Source organism: Pseudohongiella sp. (assembly GCF_040877505.1).
Taxonomy (GTDB): Bacteria; Pseudomonadota; Gammaproteobacteria; order Pseudomonadales; family Pseudohongiellaceae; genus Pseudohongiella.
Map to the genome: position 1 here is coordinate 119,517 of NZ_JBBDNQ010000034.1, position 16,671 is coordinate 136,187.

General features: G+C 55.6%; 12 protein-coding genes. 10 read left to right on the plus strand and 2 right to left on the minus strand.

The genetic code is table 11. The features are described 5' to 3' along the window. Positions 1–12 precede the first annotated feature (12 nt). The 7 genes from WD071_RS12810 to WD071_RS12840 all read left to right on the plus strand — a co-directional run bounded on the left by WD071_RS12810 (position 13) and on the right by WD071_RS12840 (position 9,133). Positions 13–1,404 (plus strand): sigma-54-dependent transcriptional regulator, encoded by a 1,392-nt coding sequence (locus tag WD071_RS12810; protein WP_368048773.1) that lies wholly within the window; start codon positions 13–15, stop codon positions 1,402–1,404. 543 nt (positions 1,405–1,947) lie between these two features. Then, positions 1,948–3,504, plus strand: a complete 1,557-nt coding sequence (gene pcnB, locus WD071_RS12815) for a polynucleotide adenylyltransferase PcnB (protein ID WP_368048774.1) — start codon at positions 1,948–1,950, stop codon at positions 3,502–3,504. Further along, positions 3,504–4,151, plus strand: a complete 648-nt coding sequence (locus WD071_RS12820) for a deoxynucleoside kinase (protein ID WP_368048775.1) — start codon at positions 3,504–3,506, stop codon at positions 4,149–4,151. The genes pcnB and WD071_RS12820 overlap by 1 nt, the downstream gene beginning before the upstream one ends. Before the next feature lie 43 nt (positions 4,152–4,194). Continuing rightward, on the plus strand, positions 4,195–5,007 hold the full coding sequence (gene panB / locus WD071_RS12825; RefSeq protein WP_368048776.1) for a 3-methyl-2-oxobutanoate hydroxymethyltransferase: 813 nt from the start codon (positions 4,195–4,197) through the stop codon (positions 5,005–5,007). Positions 5,008–5,035: 28 nt separating this feature from the next. Further along, positions 5,036–5,890 carry a pantoate--beta-alanine ligase gene (gene panC, locus WD071_RS12830; RefSeq protein ID WP_368048870.1) on the plus strand — a complete coding sequence of 285 codons (855 nt, stop codon included), beginning with the start codon at positions 5,036–5,038 and terminating at the stop codon, positions 5,888–5,890. Positions 5,891–5,916: 26 nt separating this feature from the next. Next, positions 5,917–7,854, plus strand: coding sequence for an acetate--CoA ligase (gene acs / locus WD071_RS12835; protein ID WP_368048777.1), 1,938 nt, complete (start codon positions 5,917–5,919; stop codon positions 7,852–7,854). Between the two features lie 100 nt (positions 7,855–7,954). Continuing rightward, positions 7,955–9,133 carry an acetyl-CoA C-acetyltransferase gene (locus tag WD071_RS12840; protein WP_368048778.1) on the plus strand — a complete coding sequence of 393 codons (1,179 nt, stop codon included), beginning with the start codon at positions 7,955–7,957 and terminating at the stop codon, positions 9,131–9,133. An 8-nt stretch (positions 9,134–9,141) separates the two neighbouring features. On the opposite strand, the gene WD071_RS12845 is transcribed toward WD071_RS12840, so the two are convergent. Together WD071_RS12845 and WD071_RS12850 are read right to left on the minus strand one after the other, a co-directional pair. Then, entirely contained in the window at positions 9,142–10,854 is a 1,713-nt protein-coding gene (locus WD071_RS12845; protein ID WP_368048779.1) for a SulP family inorganic anion transporter, read from the minus strand. Between the two features lie 74 nt (positions 10,855–10,928). After that, positions 10,929–11,357: a TIGR01244 family sulfur transferase gene (locus WD071_RS12850; protein ID WP_368048780.1), complete on the minus strand. Its 429-nt coding sequence runs from the start codon at positions 11,355–11,357 to the stop codon at positions 10,929–10,931. 281 nt (positions 11,358–11,638) lie between these two features. Here WD071_RS12850 and WD071_RS12855 point away from each other — a divergent pair, with 281 nt between their 5' ends. The 3 genes from WD071_RS12855 to WD071_RS12865 are packed head-to-tail and all read left to right on the plus strand — an operon-like array spanning position 11,639 to position 16,514. Then, complete coding sequence (locus WD071_RS12855) at positions 11,639–12,151, plus strand: GbsR/MarR family transcriptional regulator (protein ID WP_368048781.1); 513 nt, start codon at positions 11,639–11,641, stop codon at positions 12,149–12,151. Between the two features lie 38 nt (positions 12,152–12,189). Further along, positions 12,190–13,374 (plus strand): efflux RND transporter periplasmic adaptor subunit, encoded by a 1,185-nt coding sequence (locus tag WD071_RS12860; protein WP_368048782.1) that lies wholly within the window; start codon positions 12,190–12,192, stop codon positions 13,372–13,374. Further along, positions 13,371–16,514: an efflux RND transporter permease subunit gene (locus tag WD071_RS12865; protein WP_368048783.1), complete on the plus strand. Its 3,144-nt coding sequence runs from the start codon at positions 13,371–13,373 to the stop codon at positions 16,512–16,514. Before WD071_RS12860 ends, WD071_RS12865 begins: the two co-directional genes overlap by 4 nt. Positions 16,515–16,671 lie beyond the last annotated feature (157 nt).

A 16,671-nucleotide genomic window follows, 5' to 3' on the forward strand; every position in this document is an offset into this window, starting at 1 on the left:
TCGAGCACACACATGACTGCACAGCACAAAGTTCTGGTTGTAGAGGATGAGCAGGTAATTCGCACCGCACTTCGTCGGCTGCTGGAACGCCATGAGTATCAGGTCAGCGAAGCCGGCTCGGTAAAAGAGGCGACTGAGCAACTGGGCGACAAACAATTTGATATCGTCATCAGTGATCTGCGCCTGCCCGGTGCGCCTGGCACCGATCTGATCAAAGCGACCCGCACCCCCGTTCTCATCATGACCAGTTACTCCAGTCTGCGCTCAGCAATCGATTCCATGAAAATGGGTGCCGTTGACTATATCCCCAAGCCCTTTGAGCATGAGGAGATGCTGCAGGCGGTCGCCCGCATCATCAAGGAAAACGCCAGTCGGCAACCCGCGGCCAAATCCCTTGAGCCACCGCCCGAACCGCCAGTGCCCGGCATGATCGGCAGTTGTCCACAAATGATGGAGCTGTTTCGCCGAATCCGCAAAGTGGCACAAACCAACTCTACTGTCCTGATCAACGGCGAGTCGGGCACCGGTAAAGAGCTGGTCGCTCGCGCCATCCACGGCCTGAGTGACAGGCACGAATCGGAAATGATTTCGGTCAACTGCGCGGCCATTCCCGAAAACCTCATTGAGTCAGAGCTGTTCGGCCACGAAAAAGGGGCATTTACCGGGGCCACCGCCAATCGCACCGGCCTGGTAGAGGCCGCCAGTGGCAGCACTCTGTTCCTGGATGAGATCGGTGAACTGCCACTTGAAGCCCAGGCACGGTTACTGCGGGTGCTGCAGGAAAGCGAAATTCGCAAAGTGGGCTCGGTGCAATCGCGCAAAGTCGATGTCCGCCTTGTCGTCGCGACTCACAGGGATCTCAAGCAACTGGTCATTGACGGTGATTTTCGCGAAGACCTGTATTATCGAATCAACGTCATGGCCCTGTTACTGCCTCCCCTGAAAGAACGTGGCAATGACATCCTGGAACTTGCTGACGCCATCCTGGCGCGCACCTGCAGGCGCCTGAAGTCGCCCATGCTTCGCTTCACCGAAGAAGCAACACAGGCCATTGCCACCTACCCCTGGCCGGGCAATGTCAGAGAACTTGAAAACGCGATAGAACGGGCAGTGGTTCTCGCCGAAAACGAGGACATTGGCACCGAACTGTTGGCTATTGACCTCAGTGGCAGCAAACGTGCTATTCGCCCCCTGCTCGAACGTACGCTGGATGGCCAGGTGGCCAATGATGATGGCGATGCGGCAGAGGAACTCTCGCTGGAAGACTATTTCCAGAAGTTTGTGCTGGAGCACCAGGATCAGATGAACGAAACGCAGCTGGCGAAAAAACTCGGCATCAGCCGCAAATGCCTGTGGGAGAGACGCCAGCGATTCGGCCTTCCGCGCAAGAAAAAACAGGCCTAGAAACACCTGAGCAATAACTGTTACCGATACCCATCTACACACAGCATAAGAGAAATTTGGTAACACTTTGTGTGATCACAGTCACATCCGCAAGCACCATAAATACCTAAATCATTGATATTGTTAATAATGCATTTTGTGGCACGCTTCCTGCTCTGTATACCCCAATAAGAATAAAAACAGATAACAATAATAACGCTTAACAATAATAAAAATGACATCTGAGATAGGTGTGCAATAACAATAAAAATAATCAAAACGGGCAAGTAGACATGGTTCGGTGTGTTACCGATTAGCTACTGGTACTGTTTAGAACTCAGGCATTTAATTTAGTGCCCCCTGAACAAGAACAAAAAGAAATAATAATAAAAATAATCAAATACCTTCCTTGCGGGGGGGTCGAGTCACCCCCCAGAGCATTTCTCTCTGTAAATCCCTGCAAATCTCTGCAAAGCTCTATCACTTCAGTGTATTATTACGCTTTCTGCTTTTGTCGACACGACACTGGCGCCGACTGCTATGTGAACGGATGCAACGTATCTGATGTTTAAAAAGCTTACCCGACTGCTTTTTGGCAAAACCGACAAGGTTGATGCCGAACCTGCCAGGCCAGCAGCCCCCGCCAGATCCGCCAATACGCGCGACAGCCAGCGGCGGGGCAATCAACAGGAAGACAAGCCGAGCCACAGAAAGACACGACAAAAACCCGCCAGACGCAACCACGCGTCCGACCCCCGGGAGGATTTGCGACAGCTCAAGCTGGATATCGACGTCAGCAAAGTCACTGTTGTCCCCCGCGAACAACACAATATCTCACGCAAAGACATTTCCCCCAGCGCCCTGAAGGTCCTTTACCGCCTTAATGACGCCGGATTCCAGTCGTTTCTGGTCGGTGGCGGCGTCCGCGACCTGCTGCTGGGAGGCCACCCCAAGGACTTTGATATTTCCACCAATGCCACGCCGGAGGAAGTCAGGGACCTGTTCCGCAACTCCCGTGTCATTGGCCGTCGCTTTAAAATTGTCCACGTACGTTATGGCCGGGAAATTATCGAAGTAACGACCTTTCGTGCGCACCATGAAATCGAGACTGAAGTTGACGAAGGCGAGTCGCGCAAACACATCAAACATCTTGATTCTGCCCACTCCAGCAGCGGCATGATTTTGCGTGACAACGTTTATGGCAATATCGCAGAAGATGCCGTACGCCGTGACTTCACTGTCAACGCTCTGTACTACACAACCAATCACTTCATGATTCTGGACTTTGTCAACGGTCTGCCTGACATCGACCAGCGCCTGATACGCATGATCGGCGACCCGGAAACACGCTATCGTGAAGACCCGGTTCGTATACTGCGTGCGATCAGGCTCGCCGCCAAACTCGATTTTGGCATTGAAAAAAATACCGAAAAACCGATAACAAACCTGGTTGGCCTGCTGGAATCCATTTCCTCTGCCCGTCTGTTCGACGAAACCGTCAAACTGTTTACTAACGGCCAGGCAGAGAGGACTTTCGCCTTGCTGCGACAGTACAAGGTCGCAGACTATTTGTTCCGCCCCACCATGGCCTGCCTTCAGGATGACAGCGACCCCGAGAGCAAGCTGTTGACGCTGGCTTTGCGCAACACTGACAATCGCCTCGCCCAGGGCAAATCGGTCACCCCGGCTTTTCTGTACGCGGCCCTGTTGTGGCCCCCGCTGCAGGCCGCCATACGCGAAGAAATTGGCAACAAAATTCCAACACTGGGCACCTTGCAGGAATGTGCTGGCGATGTCATTGTTGAGCAACTAAAATACACTGCAATTCCCAAACGCTTTACGGCAATGATGCGTGAAATCTGGGAGCTGCAACTGCGCCTGAGCCCGCGCAACCGGCGCAGTGTCGAGATTGCATTCACGCACCCACGATTTCGGGCAGCGTACGACTTTCTGTTGCTGCGCGAAGAAGCCGGTGAGCAACTCAATGGACTGGGCGATTGGTGGACGCGCTTTCAGCAGGTCGATGCTGATACACAGAACACCATGATCGACGCGTTGGTACCCGGCAAGGCACCTCGGAAGCGGCGACGCAAACCACGCAAACCGGAGTCAGCTGACTGATGGCCCGCATACCACACTATATCGCCGTCGAAGGCCCCATCGGCGTTGGCAAGACCAGTCTCGCCAAACGCCTGGCAGAAACATTCAACTACGACATTGTGCTGGAAAAACCCGAAGACAATCCTTTCCTTGAGCGTTTCTATCGCAACCCGAAACAACACGCCCTGGCGACCCAGCTTTTTTTCCTGTTTCAACGATCCCAGCAATTACAGGAGCTGAAACAGGACGATCTGTTTGAGCCCGTCAGGGTTGCCGATTTTCTGATCGACAAAGATATGCTGTTTGCCCGACAGAACCTGGATCCGGACGAATTCCTGCTCTACCAGAATGTATATCAGCACCTGACCATTGATGCCCCCGTGCCGGAGCTGGTGATTTATCTGCAGGCGCCTACGCAGGTCCTTCTGCAACGCATACAGAAACGCGGCATCGCCGCAGAGCAGAGCATAGAAGCTGACTATCTTGGTCGCCTGAACGATGCCTACACCTCGTTTTTCCACTACTACGACCGCTCTCCCCTGCTGATCGTCAACAGCACCGATCTGGACCTGGTGGGGCAGGACGAAGACTACCAGCAACTGGTCAGCCAGATCATGGCAGCGCCCCAGGGAACACATTACTTCAACCCCAAACCGACCTTGCTGTGACAACAACTGTCACGCTAAGCTGACACTCAGGAGGCGGCTTCGCATGAGTTCACAATCCGCACAAAAACATATCACCCTGAGCACGCTGAACAAGATTCGCGCCGACGGGCTCAAATTTGCCTGCCTGACGGCCTATGACGCCTGTTTTGCCAACCTGCTCAATGATGCCGGGGTTGAGGTCATTCTGGTAGGCGATTCACTGGGCATGGTGTTGCAGGGCCACGACAACACATTGCCGGTAACCATGGCCGACATGGTTTACCACGTGCAATGTGTCAAACGTGGCAACAGCACCGCCTTCCTGATGGCGGATATGCCGTTCATGAGCTATTCCTCGGAAACCGAAACCCTGGAAAATGCCGCCGCGCTGATGCGAGCCGGTGCCGAGATGGTGAAACTTGAAGGCGGCGCCTGGCTGGCCAGCTCGACGCAACTGCTGGCGGAACGCGGCATTCCGGTCTGTGTCCATATGGGACTGACGCCGCAATCAATCAACCGTATTGGCGGTTACCTGGTCCAGGGCCGTGACCCTGTGCAGGCAGAAAACATGGTCAAGGAAGCCCTGCAGTTGCAGGACGCCGGCGCCAGTATTCTGTTGCTGGAATGCGTACCAACCGCGTTGGCAAAACGCATCACCGAAACCCTGGAAATTCCGGTTATCGGCATAGGCGCCGGACCACACACAACCGGACAGGTGCTGGTACTGCACGATCTGCTGGGCATTTCCCCGATCCGGCCGAAGTTTGTGAAAAACTTTCTGTCCGAATCCGACAATGGCATTGCCGGCGCCATCAAAGCGTATGCCGATGCTGTCAAACACGGCGTTTTCCCGGCAGCAGAACACAGTTTTGACTGACAGGGTGTTGAAAGCCCGGGGCACTGCCATGCAGATCATTCATCATGCCAAAGAACTCAGAACGCTGCTTGACGATACCCGTCGCAGAGGCAAGCGCATAGCCGTGGTACCCACCATGGGCAATCTGCACCAGGGTCATATCCGATTGGTGGAAACTGCCGTGGCCCGGGCTGACTTTGTGGTCAGCACCATTTTTGTCAACCCGATGCAGTTTGGCCGTAACGAAGATCTGGACAAGTACCCACGTACGCCGGATGCCGATATAGAGAAGCTGGCCGCCGCCGGTTGCGATTGCCTGTTCGTGCCCCCTGTCGACGATATCTACCCCGGCGGCCTGGAACAACATACCGTCGTCAGTGTGCCCGGCATTTCAGAGCGTCACTGTGGCGCCAGTCGCCCCGGCCACTTTGATGGTGTCGCCACCGTGGTCAGCAAACTGTTTAATATTGTGCAACCGGATACCGCGATATTCGGTTTGAAGGACTACCAGCAGTTTCAGGTTATTCGCAAAATGACCGCTGACCTGTGCTTTGACATCGATATAGTTGGCGTTGCCACCGAGCGCGACCGTCATGGGCTCGCCCTCAGTTCACGCAACGGTTACCTCAGCGACGCAGAGAAGCAGACAGCACTGTGCCTGTATGGCACCCTGACACAAACCGCCGGGCGCATAACACAAGGCGAGCGGGATTTCCGCGCGCTCGAGCGCGATGCCACCCAGACGTTTCTGGCGCACGGTATAAGACCGGACTACTTCAATATTTGCCAGGCCGATACTCTGGCGCCCGCAACTGCCGAAGATAAACGTCTTGTCATACTGACCGCCGCCTTTGTGGGCGCCACCCGACTGATCGATAACATCGAAGTGCCCCTGACAGAATAAAAAGGGCCCAACCCAAGGAGAGCATCATGTCGCACAATAACGTCTACCCGGTTGATCCTGACAAAGCCGCTCACAGCCTGATCGACATGGCCGGTTACCAGCGCATGTATGAGCAGTCCATCAATGACCCGGAAACGTTCTGGGGCGAACAGGCCGAACACTTTCTGGGTTTCTTCCAGCCCTGGAGCAAAGTTTTCACCGGCGAGTTCAAAAAGGCGGATGTGCAGTGGTTCAAAGACGCCAAACTCAACGCCTGCTGGAACTGCGTCGACCGTCACCTGCCCCAGCGCGCTGACCAGACCGCATTGATATGGGAGGGTGACGATCCCGCAGACAGCCTGCATATTACCTATCGCGATCTGCATCAAGCGGTATGCCGACTGGCCAATGTGCTGAAGCAACGTGGTATCAAAAAAGGCGACCGCGTCTGTATCTACATGCCCATGATCCCGGAGGCGGTTTACGCCATGCTGGCCTGCGCCCGCATCGGGGCGATTCACTCAGTCGTGTTCGGTGGTTTTTCACCTGACGCCATCAAAGACCGCATTCAGGACTCTGATTGCCGGTCGGTGATCACCGCCAACCAGGGTGTACGGGGCGGCAAAGTCATACCCCTTAAGGACAACGTCGACAAGGCGCTTGCTCACTGCCCTGACGTTCACAGCGTTGTTGTCGTCAGACGGACCGATGCCCAGGTGTCCTGGCAGGAAGGCAGGGATATCTGGTACCACGACGCCATCGATCAGGTCGACGATCAGTGCCCGGCAGAAGTCATGGATGCGGAAGACCCGCTGTTCATCCTCTACACATCCGGCTCCACCGGCAAACCCAAAGGCGTGCTGCACACCACCGCTGGTTATCTGTTGAGTGCTGCCATCAGTCACAAATACATCTTTGACTATCACGAAGGCGAAATATTCTGGTGCTCGGCCGATGTGGGCTGGGTTACCGGTCACAGTTATATCGTCTACGGCCCACTCTGCAATGGTGCCACGTCACTTGTTTTTGAAGGCGTGCCCACCTACCCTGACGCCTCGCGTTTCTGGCAAGTCATCGACAAACATCAGGTGAATATTTTTTACACTGCACCCACAGCGCTGCGGGCACTGATGAGCATGGGCAATGAACCGGTACTGAAATCATCCCGGCAGTCTCTGCGCCTGCTGGGCTCGGTGGGCGAACCGATCAACCCTGAAGCCTGGGAGTGGTATTACGATATTGTCGGCGAAAAGCGATGTCCGATCGTGGATACCTGGTGGCAGACCGAAACCGGCGCCAGCATGATAAGTCCCCTCGCCGGCGTAACCGCTTTGAAGCCCGGTTCCGCCACGCTGCCATTTTTTGGTGTCAAACCCGAACTTCTGGATGCCGATGGCAACATCATCACCGGCGCGGGCAAAGGCAACCTGGTCATCACACAAAGCTGGCCCAGTCAGATTCGTACCGTTTTTGGTGATCATCAACGCTGCATCGACACCTACTTCAAAGCCTACCCTGGCTACTATTTTACCGGCGACAGCGCCCGACGGGATGAAGACGGCTACTACTGGATTATTGGCCGGGTAGACGATGTCATCAACGTCTCCGGCCACCGCCTGGGCACCGCCGAAATCGAAAGTGCGCTGGTTTTACATCCCAACGTCGCCGAGGCCGCCGTTGTTGGTTTCCCCCACGACATCAAAGGTCAGGCGATATACGCGTATGTTACCCTGATGCTTGGGATTGATGAGTCAGACGCCCTGCGCAAGGAGCTGATTGCGTTTGTTGCAGACGAAATCGGCGCGTTTGCGCGCCCCGATATCATCCAGTTCGCACCCGGCTTGCCCAAAACCCGTTCCGGCAAAATCATGCGGCGAATTCTGCGCAAAATTGCTGCCAACGAGACCGACAACCTGGGAGACACTACTACCCTGGCTGATCCGTCAGTGGTTGAGCAGCTGATAGCGAACCGGCACAATCGTTGACCCGCTGATGCCCAAAGGTCTGGAAATATGCCAATGCCCGGCTCATTCAATCTGACTGAATACAATTTTCTTCATACAACAAAATAAACAGGCAACAATCATGCAAGACTTATACATCGTGGCTGCCGGTCGCAGCCCAATTGGTACATTTCAGGGCGATCTCGCAGCCATCACCGCGGCTGACCTGGGCAGCCAGGTCATCCGGCACCTGCTCGCCAGCAACAGGATCGACCCGGCACAGATCAACGAGGTCATTCTGGGCCATGTACTGACCGCCGGTTGTGGACAGAACACAGCGAGACAGGCGAGTATCAATGCCGGCCTGGGTTTTGAAACCCCGGCAATGACCATTAACAAGGTTTGTGGTTCCGGCCTCAAAGCCGTACATCTGGCCGCACAGGCCATTCTCAGTGGCGACGCTGAGATGATTGTGGCCGGCGGCATGGAGAACATGAGCCAGTCCGCGCATGTTTTGCCCAATTCCCGCTCGGGACAGAAAATGGGTCACTGGCAGGCTATCGACACCATGTTGCACGACGGCTTGTGGGATGCGTTCAACAATTACCACATGGGCATTACCGCGGAGAACCTGGCGGAAAAATACACGATCAGCCGCGCAGATCAGGATGCGTTTGCAGCCCTGTCTCAACAGAAAGCCAATGACGCCATTAATAATGGCCTGTTCAAGAACGAGATCATTGGCATCGAAATTCCGCAGCGCAAAGGGGATCCTGTTGTTGTCGACAAGGATCAGGGACCACGCGCTGGCACGTCGGCGGAATCACTGGCGCGTTTGCCCGCCGTTTTTAAAAAGGACGGTACCGTCACCGCCGGCAATGCCTCGGGCCTCAATGATGGAGCGGCAGCCGTTGTTGTTTGCAGCAAGGCCGCTGCTGAACGCGCAGGCCTGAAACCACTGGTGAAAATAAAAGCCTGGGCCAATGCCGGTGTGGATCCGAAAATAATGGGCATCGGCCCCGTCTCGGCAACCCGGCGCTGCCTGGCAAAAGCCGGCTGGACGCTGGATGAACTGGACCTGATTGAAGCCAATGAGGCATTCGCAGCGCAGTCGCTGGCCGTCGGTCAGGAGTTACAGTGGGACATGGCCAAAGTCAATGTCAATGGCGGCGCCATTGCGCTGGGCCACCCGATCGGCGCATCAGGCTGCCGGGTGCTGGTGACCCTGATTCACGAAATGATACGACGCGACGTACACAAAGGCCTGGCAACCCTGTGCATCGGTGGCGGCCAGGGCGTCGCAATCGCAGTCGAACGCTGAGTGACCCGCTAGATCAGATCCTGCACGGCCAGATGTTGACTCAGATACACCTGGCCGCTCAGGTCCTGTAGCAAGCGGGAACGCTGCAAGGCGTCCATGACCGGCCCCTTGACCTCAGACAAGTGCAGTTTGATGCCCAGTTCGTCCAGCCGTCTGTTGATGGCCTCCAGTGACTCCAGCGCACTCAGGTCAATTTCATTAACCGCGCTGCACATCAGTATTACATGTTGTAACGCACCCCGCTCAGACACCTCCTTGTATACCAGGTCTTCCAGGTAGCGCGTATTGGCGAAGTAGAGACTCTCGTCAACCCGCAAGGACAGGATATGCTCATGGGTAATCACCTGATGGCGCGCCACGTTGCGAAAATGTTCGGTGCCGGGAATCTCTCCGACAATAGCGACATGTGGCCTCGAGCTTTTATACAGATGCACCAGAATCGAGACCAGAATACCGGCAGCAACACCGGCCTCAACACCAATCATCAGGGTCACTGCAAGCGTTGCAGTGACAGCAAGAAAATCAGCCCGTGAATAGCGCCAGGCTTTGCCGACAATATCGAAGTCAAGCAGCGACCATACTGCAACGATAATTGTCGCTGCCAGTGTTGCTTTGGGCAGCCATGCCAACAAGGGCATAAGCACAAACGTCGCCGCGGCAATCAGCATGGCCGCAAACAACCCCGCCGCAGGTGTTGCCGCACCCGCATCGAAATTGACCACGGAACGCGCAAAACCGCCCGCTACCGGGAAACCACCGGAAAAGCCCGCAGCCAGGTTCGATGCACCCAGGCCGATCAATTCCTGATCCGGATCAATACGCTGTCGTTTCTTCGCCGCCAGCCCCTGGGCCACGGACACCGATTCCACAAAACCCAGTGTCGCAATCAACAGGGCCGGCCCGGCCAGGTTCATCCAGGGGATTGATGATAAATCCGGCAGCCCTGGCACCGGCAAACCGGCCGGCACGTCACCTACCAGCGCGAGACCACGCTCACCCAGGTCGAAATGCCAGGCCGCCAGGCCACTGGCAACAACTGCCACGATGGGGCTGAGCCGGGCTACGATGATCGCCCCCCGGTCTGTCATGCCAGCCCTGAGCAACAGAGCTGCCAGGCTGGTCCGCGCCCAGACCAGGTAGACCAGCGTGGCAACCCCGGTGATCAGTGTTGGAAGATTGAATTCGGGCCAGGCCGAAACGATTGCCGCACTGAGTGACTGCAGCAACTCCGGCAGGTTGTGACCTGACGCACTCAGGCCAGCAATGGCAGGAAGCTGCCCAACTGCGATCAGCACGCCGGAGGCGGTAATGAATCCGGCGATGACCGGATGTGACAGGAAATTGGCCAAAAATCCCAGCCGCAACACCCCCATCAGTACCAGGAACAGCCCTGACATCAGGGCCAGGGTCATCGCTGCGCTGACGATTTGCGCGGGCGCAGTCAGGCCCAGACCGGAAATGGCCGCCGCCGTCATCAATGAAATCACCGCCACCGGCCCTACCGACAGGGCCCGGCTGCTGCCAAAAACAGTATACGCAGCCAAGGGCAGAATACTGGCGTACAGTCCCATTTCCGGTGGTAACCCCGCCAGCATGGCGTAAGCCAGCGACTGCGGCACCAGCATCACCATAACAATCACCGATGCCAGCAGATCATCGGAAAACTGGTGAGATGTATAGGTTCGGGCCCAACTCAAAACGGGTAAATAGCGTACTGGCATAAGCAGAGCGCTCTGTTATGACGACTGTTTGCACTCACCGTTGACCCTGTTCCCGGTGTGCGTGCCCCCTGTTCTTACTCCTGCTTTTGCTGTGCCAGCCAACCAGCCACGCCGCGCAAATCGTAGCCCAGCGCAGCGCCTCGTTCGACTATTTCTTCGGGCGGCATGCCCTTGAGCCCTTTGACAAGCCCCCACAGCTGTATGGAGCGCGTACCCGAACGACAGAATGCCAGCACCGGGGTCGGACATTCATCCAGCGCCTCGGTAAAAGCGGCAATATCCTGCAGGCTCAGTTGTCCGGAGACCACAGGAATATGACGAAAAGTCAGACCATGATCCTGAGCCGCCCCCATAATTTCATAAACCGGAGGCTGCCCGACGGCCTCGCCATCAGGCCGGTTGCAGATAATGGTCTTATAGCCGGCGGCCGCCAGCACATCCACATCATCGGCGGTAATTTGCTCTGCCACCGAAAATTCTTCTGTCACTTGTTTTGCTGTCATATCCAACTCCGTGTTCACCGGTCAGAACCCGACCAGATTGTTCATTGCTCTTGTTGCGTGGCGCCATTGTAACGCGCCGCAGGATTCAAATCAGCGCTGTGTGCCCACAATCGGGCGCGGCACAAGCAAAAAAGACGGGGCGACAACCAACCACCTGACCGGATTACACCGCTATTGGTCGCATCCCGGCGCGCGACCCAAGACATCGCACGCTCCAATCGCGTAATATTCATTATATTCAGTCAGAACTAAACAACCGACAAGCCTCAATGCAGACAAACATGACCCGACCAGACGAGCATAAAACCCCGACACCGTCCCGGCAAAATCACGAAACCGATGGTGTGAACTACTTTGTTGAGCAGATGGGCCTGAATGCACAGGTCGATGGCCTGCCCAGAATCGCGGGCCGCATCGCAGGCTATTTTATCATTCATGGCGGTCCGGTCAGTTTTGCGCAACTGGCCGAAGAGCTGAAAGTCAGTCGCGGCAGTGTCAGCACCAATGCCCGCATGCTGGTCAGTATCGGCTTTATAGAAAAAGTCACCGTGCCTGGCGATCGCCAGGACTACTATCAACTCAGCGATGCGCCGTTTCTGCGCATGATTGATGGCTATCTGCAGCGAATGCGTCATATGCAGTCCATCGTGGAAACCGCAGACAGAAACATACCAGAGCACCTGACAGATACCAAAAAGCGATTGCAGGAGATGCGTCATTTCTACCGCGAGGCAGCGCTTAGCAATGAACAATTATTGGCGCGGTTATCCAGTGCGCCGGACAACCGGAACTGAATGAAATTGAAATGGACCAGAATCGTCAAGGAAACCACATGAAATCCAAATTTTGGCATCACAGTCAACGCTGGTTGCTGCCACTGCTCATCGTAGCCATTGGCAGCGCCATAACGACTGCCATGATCATGTTAAGACCGGAGCCGCCAAGCACACCTACCGCCGAACGAGTGGTGCCGGTGCAAACGCTGACAGTCACCAGCGCAGACATGAACATCAATGTCAGTTCGCAGGGCACCGTGCAGCCCAGGACCCAGACGTCGATTGTCGCGGAAGTCTCCGGCCGGGTTATGTCTGTATCCGACAAACTGGTTTCCGGAGGTTTTTTCAGTGCAGGTGACGTGATGCTCACCATAGACCCCGCCGACTACGAAGTGGCGGTAGACCAGGCCCGGGCAAATCTGCTGACTGCGCAGGCCCAGCTGGCCCAGGAACAGGCGCAGGCGGACCAGGCCGCCAGGGAATGGGACCTGTCAGGTCGTCCGCGCGAGAATGCCCCCATTCTGGCTCTGCGTACGCCCTTCCTGCGTGAAGCCGAAGCCCGCGTGCTGTACTCGGAATCCGAGCTGCGGCGCGCCCAGCGACAGCTGGACCGAACCACCGTGCGTGCCCCCTACGATGCGCTGGTGCGTGAGAAATCGGCTGACATAGGCCAGTATCTGGGTACGGGCGCACAAATTGCCGAGATTTTTGCGACTGACTATGCCGAAATCAGACTTCCCCTCAACGATGCTGACATGAGATGGCTGACATTGCCTGCGCCGGGACAACTGGCACCTGCGAATGCTACCAGGGTCACACTGCATACAAACGTGGCGGGCAAAAAACATCACTGGCAGGCAGAGATCGTGCGCACGGAAGGTGTCGTCGACAGCACCAGCAGAATGCATTATGCCGTTGCGCGCGTAAACGATCCCTATGGCATGCAAGACATGACGGAGGCACCGCCGCTACCGGCAGGCTCCTTTGTTAATGCCGATATCGAAGGCAACCGGGTCCCGGGCGTGTTTGACATCCCCCTTGAAGCGCTGCGCAATGGCAATCAGGTGCTGGTAATGGACGCCGAGCAGCGCCTGCGGCAGCGCCAGGTCAATGTTATTCGCAGTGACGCGGACCGGGTTTATGTCAATGAGGGATTGAACAACAATGACCAGGTGATCATTTCACCGGTGCCCATTCCGATTGAAGGCATGCGCGTCAACCCGGATGCAGGTCAATCATGAAACCGATACCCACGACAGAACACAAAGGTATTATTGCCTGGTTCAGCACCAATTCGGTTGCGTCAAACCTGCTTATGCTGTTCATCATCGGCGCCGGATTCGCTTCGGTATTCTTTATCAAGGTGCAGGTGTTTCCTGAATTTGAAACACGCATGATCACTGCCAGTATGGCCTACCCTGGCGCGGCACCGGAGGAAGTAGAGCTCGCCATCGTTGTGCCTATGGAAGAGGCCATACAGGGCCTCAGCGGCATCAATCGCATCAATTCGACTGCGCGGGAAGGCTCGGGCAGCATGATGATGGAAGTGTCCGGCAACTACGATGTCATCGAATTGCTGAACGAGGTCAAAAGCCGCATAGATCGAATCTCCACCTTCCCTGACGACGCCGAAAGACCGGTTGTGCGGGAAATCGAAATTACTCAGCCGGTGCTGCAGGTATCCATCTTCGGAAACCTTGATGACCGTGCCATGAAAACCCTGGCGCAGGATATCAGGGACGATATTCTTTTGTTGCCCGAGGTCAGCCAGGCTGAAATTCAGGGCGACCGCGACTACGAAATCGCCATTGAAGTGTCCGAAAACACCTTGCGCAAATATAGCCTCACCATGGGCCAGGTAGCTGCCGCCATTCGCAACGCATCGGTTGACGTGCCCGGCGGCGCGATTCGCACGGATACCGGCCGCATTCAGCTGCGCACTCAGGAGCAATCATACACGGGGACAGAATTCGGCAATATCGTGCTTCGCACCAACCCCGACGGCAGTCGCCTGTTGGTCAAGGATATTGCGACCGTCGTTGATGGATTTGTTGAAACCGAAAACTTCTCCCGCTTTGACGGTAACCGCTCCCTCAATATTCAGGTAATGGCAACGCCGGAACAAAACGTTCTCGACATTGATCGAGCCGTTTCCGACTACATCGCCCAAAATCAGGATAGTTTTCCACCCGGCGTCAACATAGACAGCTGGGGCAGCAACGCATTTTATCTGGAAGCCCAGCTCAACATGATGCTGGGCAACCTGCTCATGGGCGCCATGCTGGTGTTTCTTGTGCTGACCACGTTCCTGCGGCTGAAGATCGCGCTATGGGTGATGGTAGGAATTCCCATCAGTTTTTTTGGCGCGATATTTCTGATGCCGATGGGGCCGTTCCCGGTCGATATCAACATGCTTAGCCTGTTTGGCCTTATCCTGGTATTGGGTATCGTGGTAGATGACGCCATCATCACGGCAGAAAGCGTACATTCGGAAGTCACGCGCAACGGCCATAGCCTGGATAATGTCATCACCGGTGTAAAACTTGTAGCGGTGCCGGCAACCTTCGGCGTGCTCACAACCATCGCCGCATTTGCGCCGATGCTGCTGGTCGGCGGCCAGGTGGCACCCTTTTTTGAAGCCATCGGCATGGTGGTCATCCTGTGCCTGATTTTCTCACTGATTGAATCGAAACTGATTCTTCCTGCGCATCTTGCCCACACCCGCCTGAAAAAAATAAAACGCAAAAAGGCCAGCCCGCTGGAGCGCTATCAGCAGTGGGTCGCACGCGGGCTGTCCCACTTTATCAACAATATTTACAAACCCGCGTTGATCACAGCAGTAAACAACCGGTATGCCACCGTTGCTGCCTTTGTCACCGCACTGATTCTGAGTGCCGGCCTGGTCATTGGCGGTCTGGTTCGTTTCGAGTTCTTTCCCAATATCCCCAGTGATTTCATTCAGGCCAGCGTCACCATGAACGACGGCTCGTCGTTCCAGGCACGAAATGACGCATTGACTCGCATGGAACAGGCGATTCTGACACTGAACGAAGAATATCCCGACGAGAATCCGGTTGACCACGTCATGGTCTTCACCAACGGCGACAGCGGCGGTGAGATACTGGTTGAACTGACCAAAGCAGAAGAGCGCACCGTGAGTCCCCTGGAGATTGAACAACGCTGGCGCGAACGCGTCGCAATCATCCCCGGTGTGCGCGACTTGCGCTTCTTCTCCAGCACCAGCGCCGGCGGCGGCTCTGCGATCAACCTGCAATTGATGGGTTCAAATTATGCGCAACTGGAAATGGCAGCCAATGATCTTGAACGGGAACTGGGCAGCTACAACGGTGTTTTTGACGTCACCAATTCATACAGCCGTGGCGGTGAAGAGATCCGCCTGAACATAAAACCAAACGCTGAGCAATTGGGATTGACCGCAACCACGCTGGGCACTCAGGTCCGACAGGCATTCTACGGTGAAGAAGCACAGCGCCTGCTGCGCGGCAGAGACGAACTCAAAGTGATGGTGCGATACCCGGAAGCTGACCGTAAGTCCATTGCCAGCCTGCAAGACATGCGTATCAGAACCGACGACGGTGACGAAGTGCCCTTTAGTGAAGTCGCTGATGCCAACATCGGCGAAGGCTTCTCGACAATCAATCGCATCGACCGGCAACGCACGGTGTCAGTAACGGCCGACGTTGATCCGGAAGTCGCGCAGTCAGCGGCAGTTATCCGTGACATCATCCAGAATTACGTGCCGGAGCTCACCACGACCTACCCCGACGTGACCTTTGGGCTTGGCGGCGCCAGCCAGGAACAGGCTGAGCTGATTGAGCGCATAGCGATATGCTTCATGGCAGCCCTTTTTCTGATCTATGCTCTGCTCGCCATACCGCTGAAGTCCTATGTGCAGCCTTTTATTGTCATGGCTGTTATTCCGTTTGGCATGATTGGCGCGTTGATCGGGCACATTGTGTTCGACACGACCCTGAGCATGATGTCGTTGTTCGGCCTGGTCGCACTGGCCGGTGTCATCGTCAACGACAGTCTGATTCTGGTCGACTTTGTCAATCGCGCCCGACGTGAAGGGATGCACATGCTTGATGCTGTCGTAGAGGCAGGCACCAGCCGCTTCCGCGCGATCCTGCTGACATCGCTGACAACATTTCTGGGATTGTTTCCGATCATGTTTGAAACCAGCATGCAGGCACAAATGGTGATACCGATGACTTTGTCGCTCGGGTTTGGCATCGCCTTCGGAACCTTCCTCACCCTTTTCCTGATTCCTTCCATGTACCTTATACTGGAAGACTTGACCCGTATTTTCAGCAGCAAAAACTCACAAGAGCCGGAACCAGTCGCAGAGACTGTCATTTGAACCATTGCTGCTGACAAGAAGCAGCAACATACCTCATCAGAGTAACGGTCCATTCCGAGCATGTTGGGCCTGCTATACACCCAACCACCAATAAATCAGGCACTTGGCCATTCATCTGGCCAAGTGTCCCTCTCTCCCGACAGACTCTCTCACCGCA

Excerpts from the sequence above, each read along its gene's own strand:
- WD071_RS12810 (WP_368048773.1), top strand. The coding sequence starts at position 13 with ATGACTGCACAGCACAAAGTTCTGGTTGTAGAGGATGAGCAGGTAATT.
- pcnB (WP_368048774.1), top strand. The coding sequence starts at position 1,948 with ATGTTTAAAAAGCTTACCCGACTGCTTTTTGGCAAAACCGACAAGGTT.
- WD071_RS12820 (WP_368048775.1), top strand. The coding sequence starts at position 3,504 with ATGGCCCGCATACCACACTATATCGCCGTCGAAGGCCCCATCGGCGTT.
- panB (WP_368048776.1), top strand. The coding sequence starts at position 4,195 with ATGAGTTCACAATCCGCACAAAAACATATCACCCTGAGCACGCTGAAC.
- panC (WP_368048870.1), top strand. The coding sequence starts at position 5,036 with ATGCAGATCATTCATCATGCCAAAGAACTCAGAACGCTGCTTGACGAT.
- acs (WP_368048777.1), top strand. The coding sequence starts at position 5,917 with ATGTCGCACAATAACGTCTACCCGGTTGATCCTGACAAAGCCGCTCAC.
- WD071_RS12840 (WP_368048778.1), top strand. The coding sequence starts at position 7,955 with ATGCAAGACTTATACATCGTGGCTGCCGGTCGCAGCCCAATTGGTACA.
- WD071_RS12845 (WP_368048779.1), bottom strand. The coding sequence starts at position 10,854 with ATGCCAGTACGCTATTTACCCGTTTTGAGTTGGGCCCGAACCTATACA.
- WD071_RS12850 (WP_368048780.1), bottom strand. The coding sequence starts at position 11,357 with ATGACAGCAAAACAAGTGACAGAAGAATTTTCGGTGGCAGAGCAAATT.
- WD071_RS12855 (WP_368048781.1), top strand. The coding sequence starts at position 11,639 with ATGACCCGACCAGACGAGCATAAAACCCCGACACCGTCCCGGCAAAAT.
- WD071_RS12860 (WP_368048782.1), top strand. The coding sequence starts at position 12,190 with ATGAAATCCAAATTTTGGCATCACAGTCAACGCTGGTTGCTGCCACTG.
- WD071_RS12865 (WP_368048783.1), top strand. The coding sequence starts at position 13,371 with ATGAAACCGATACCCACGACAGAACACAAAGGTATTATTGCCTGGTTC.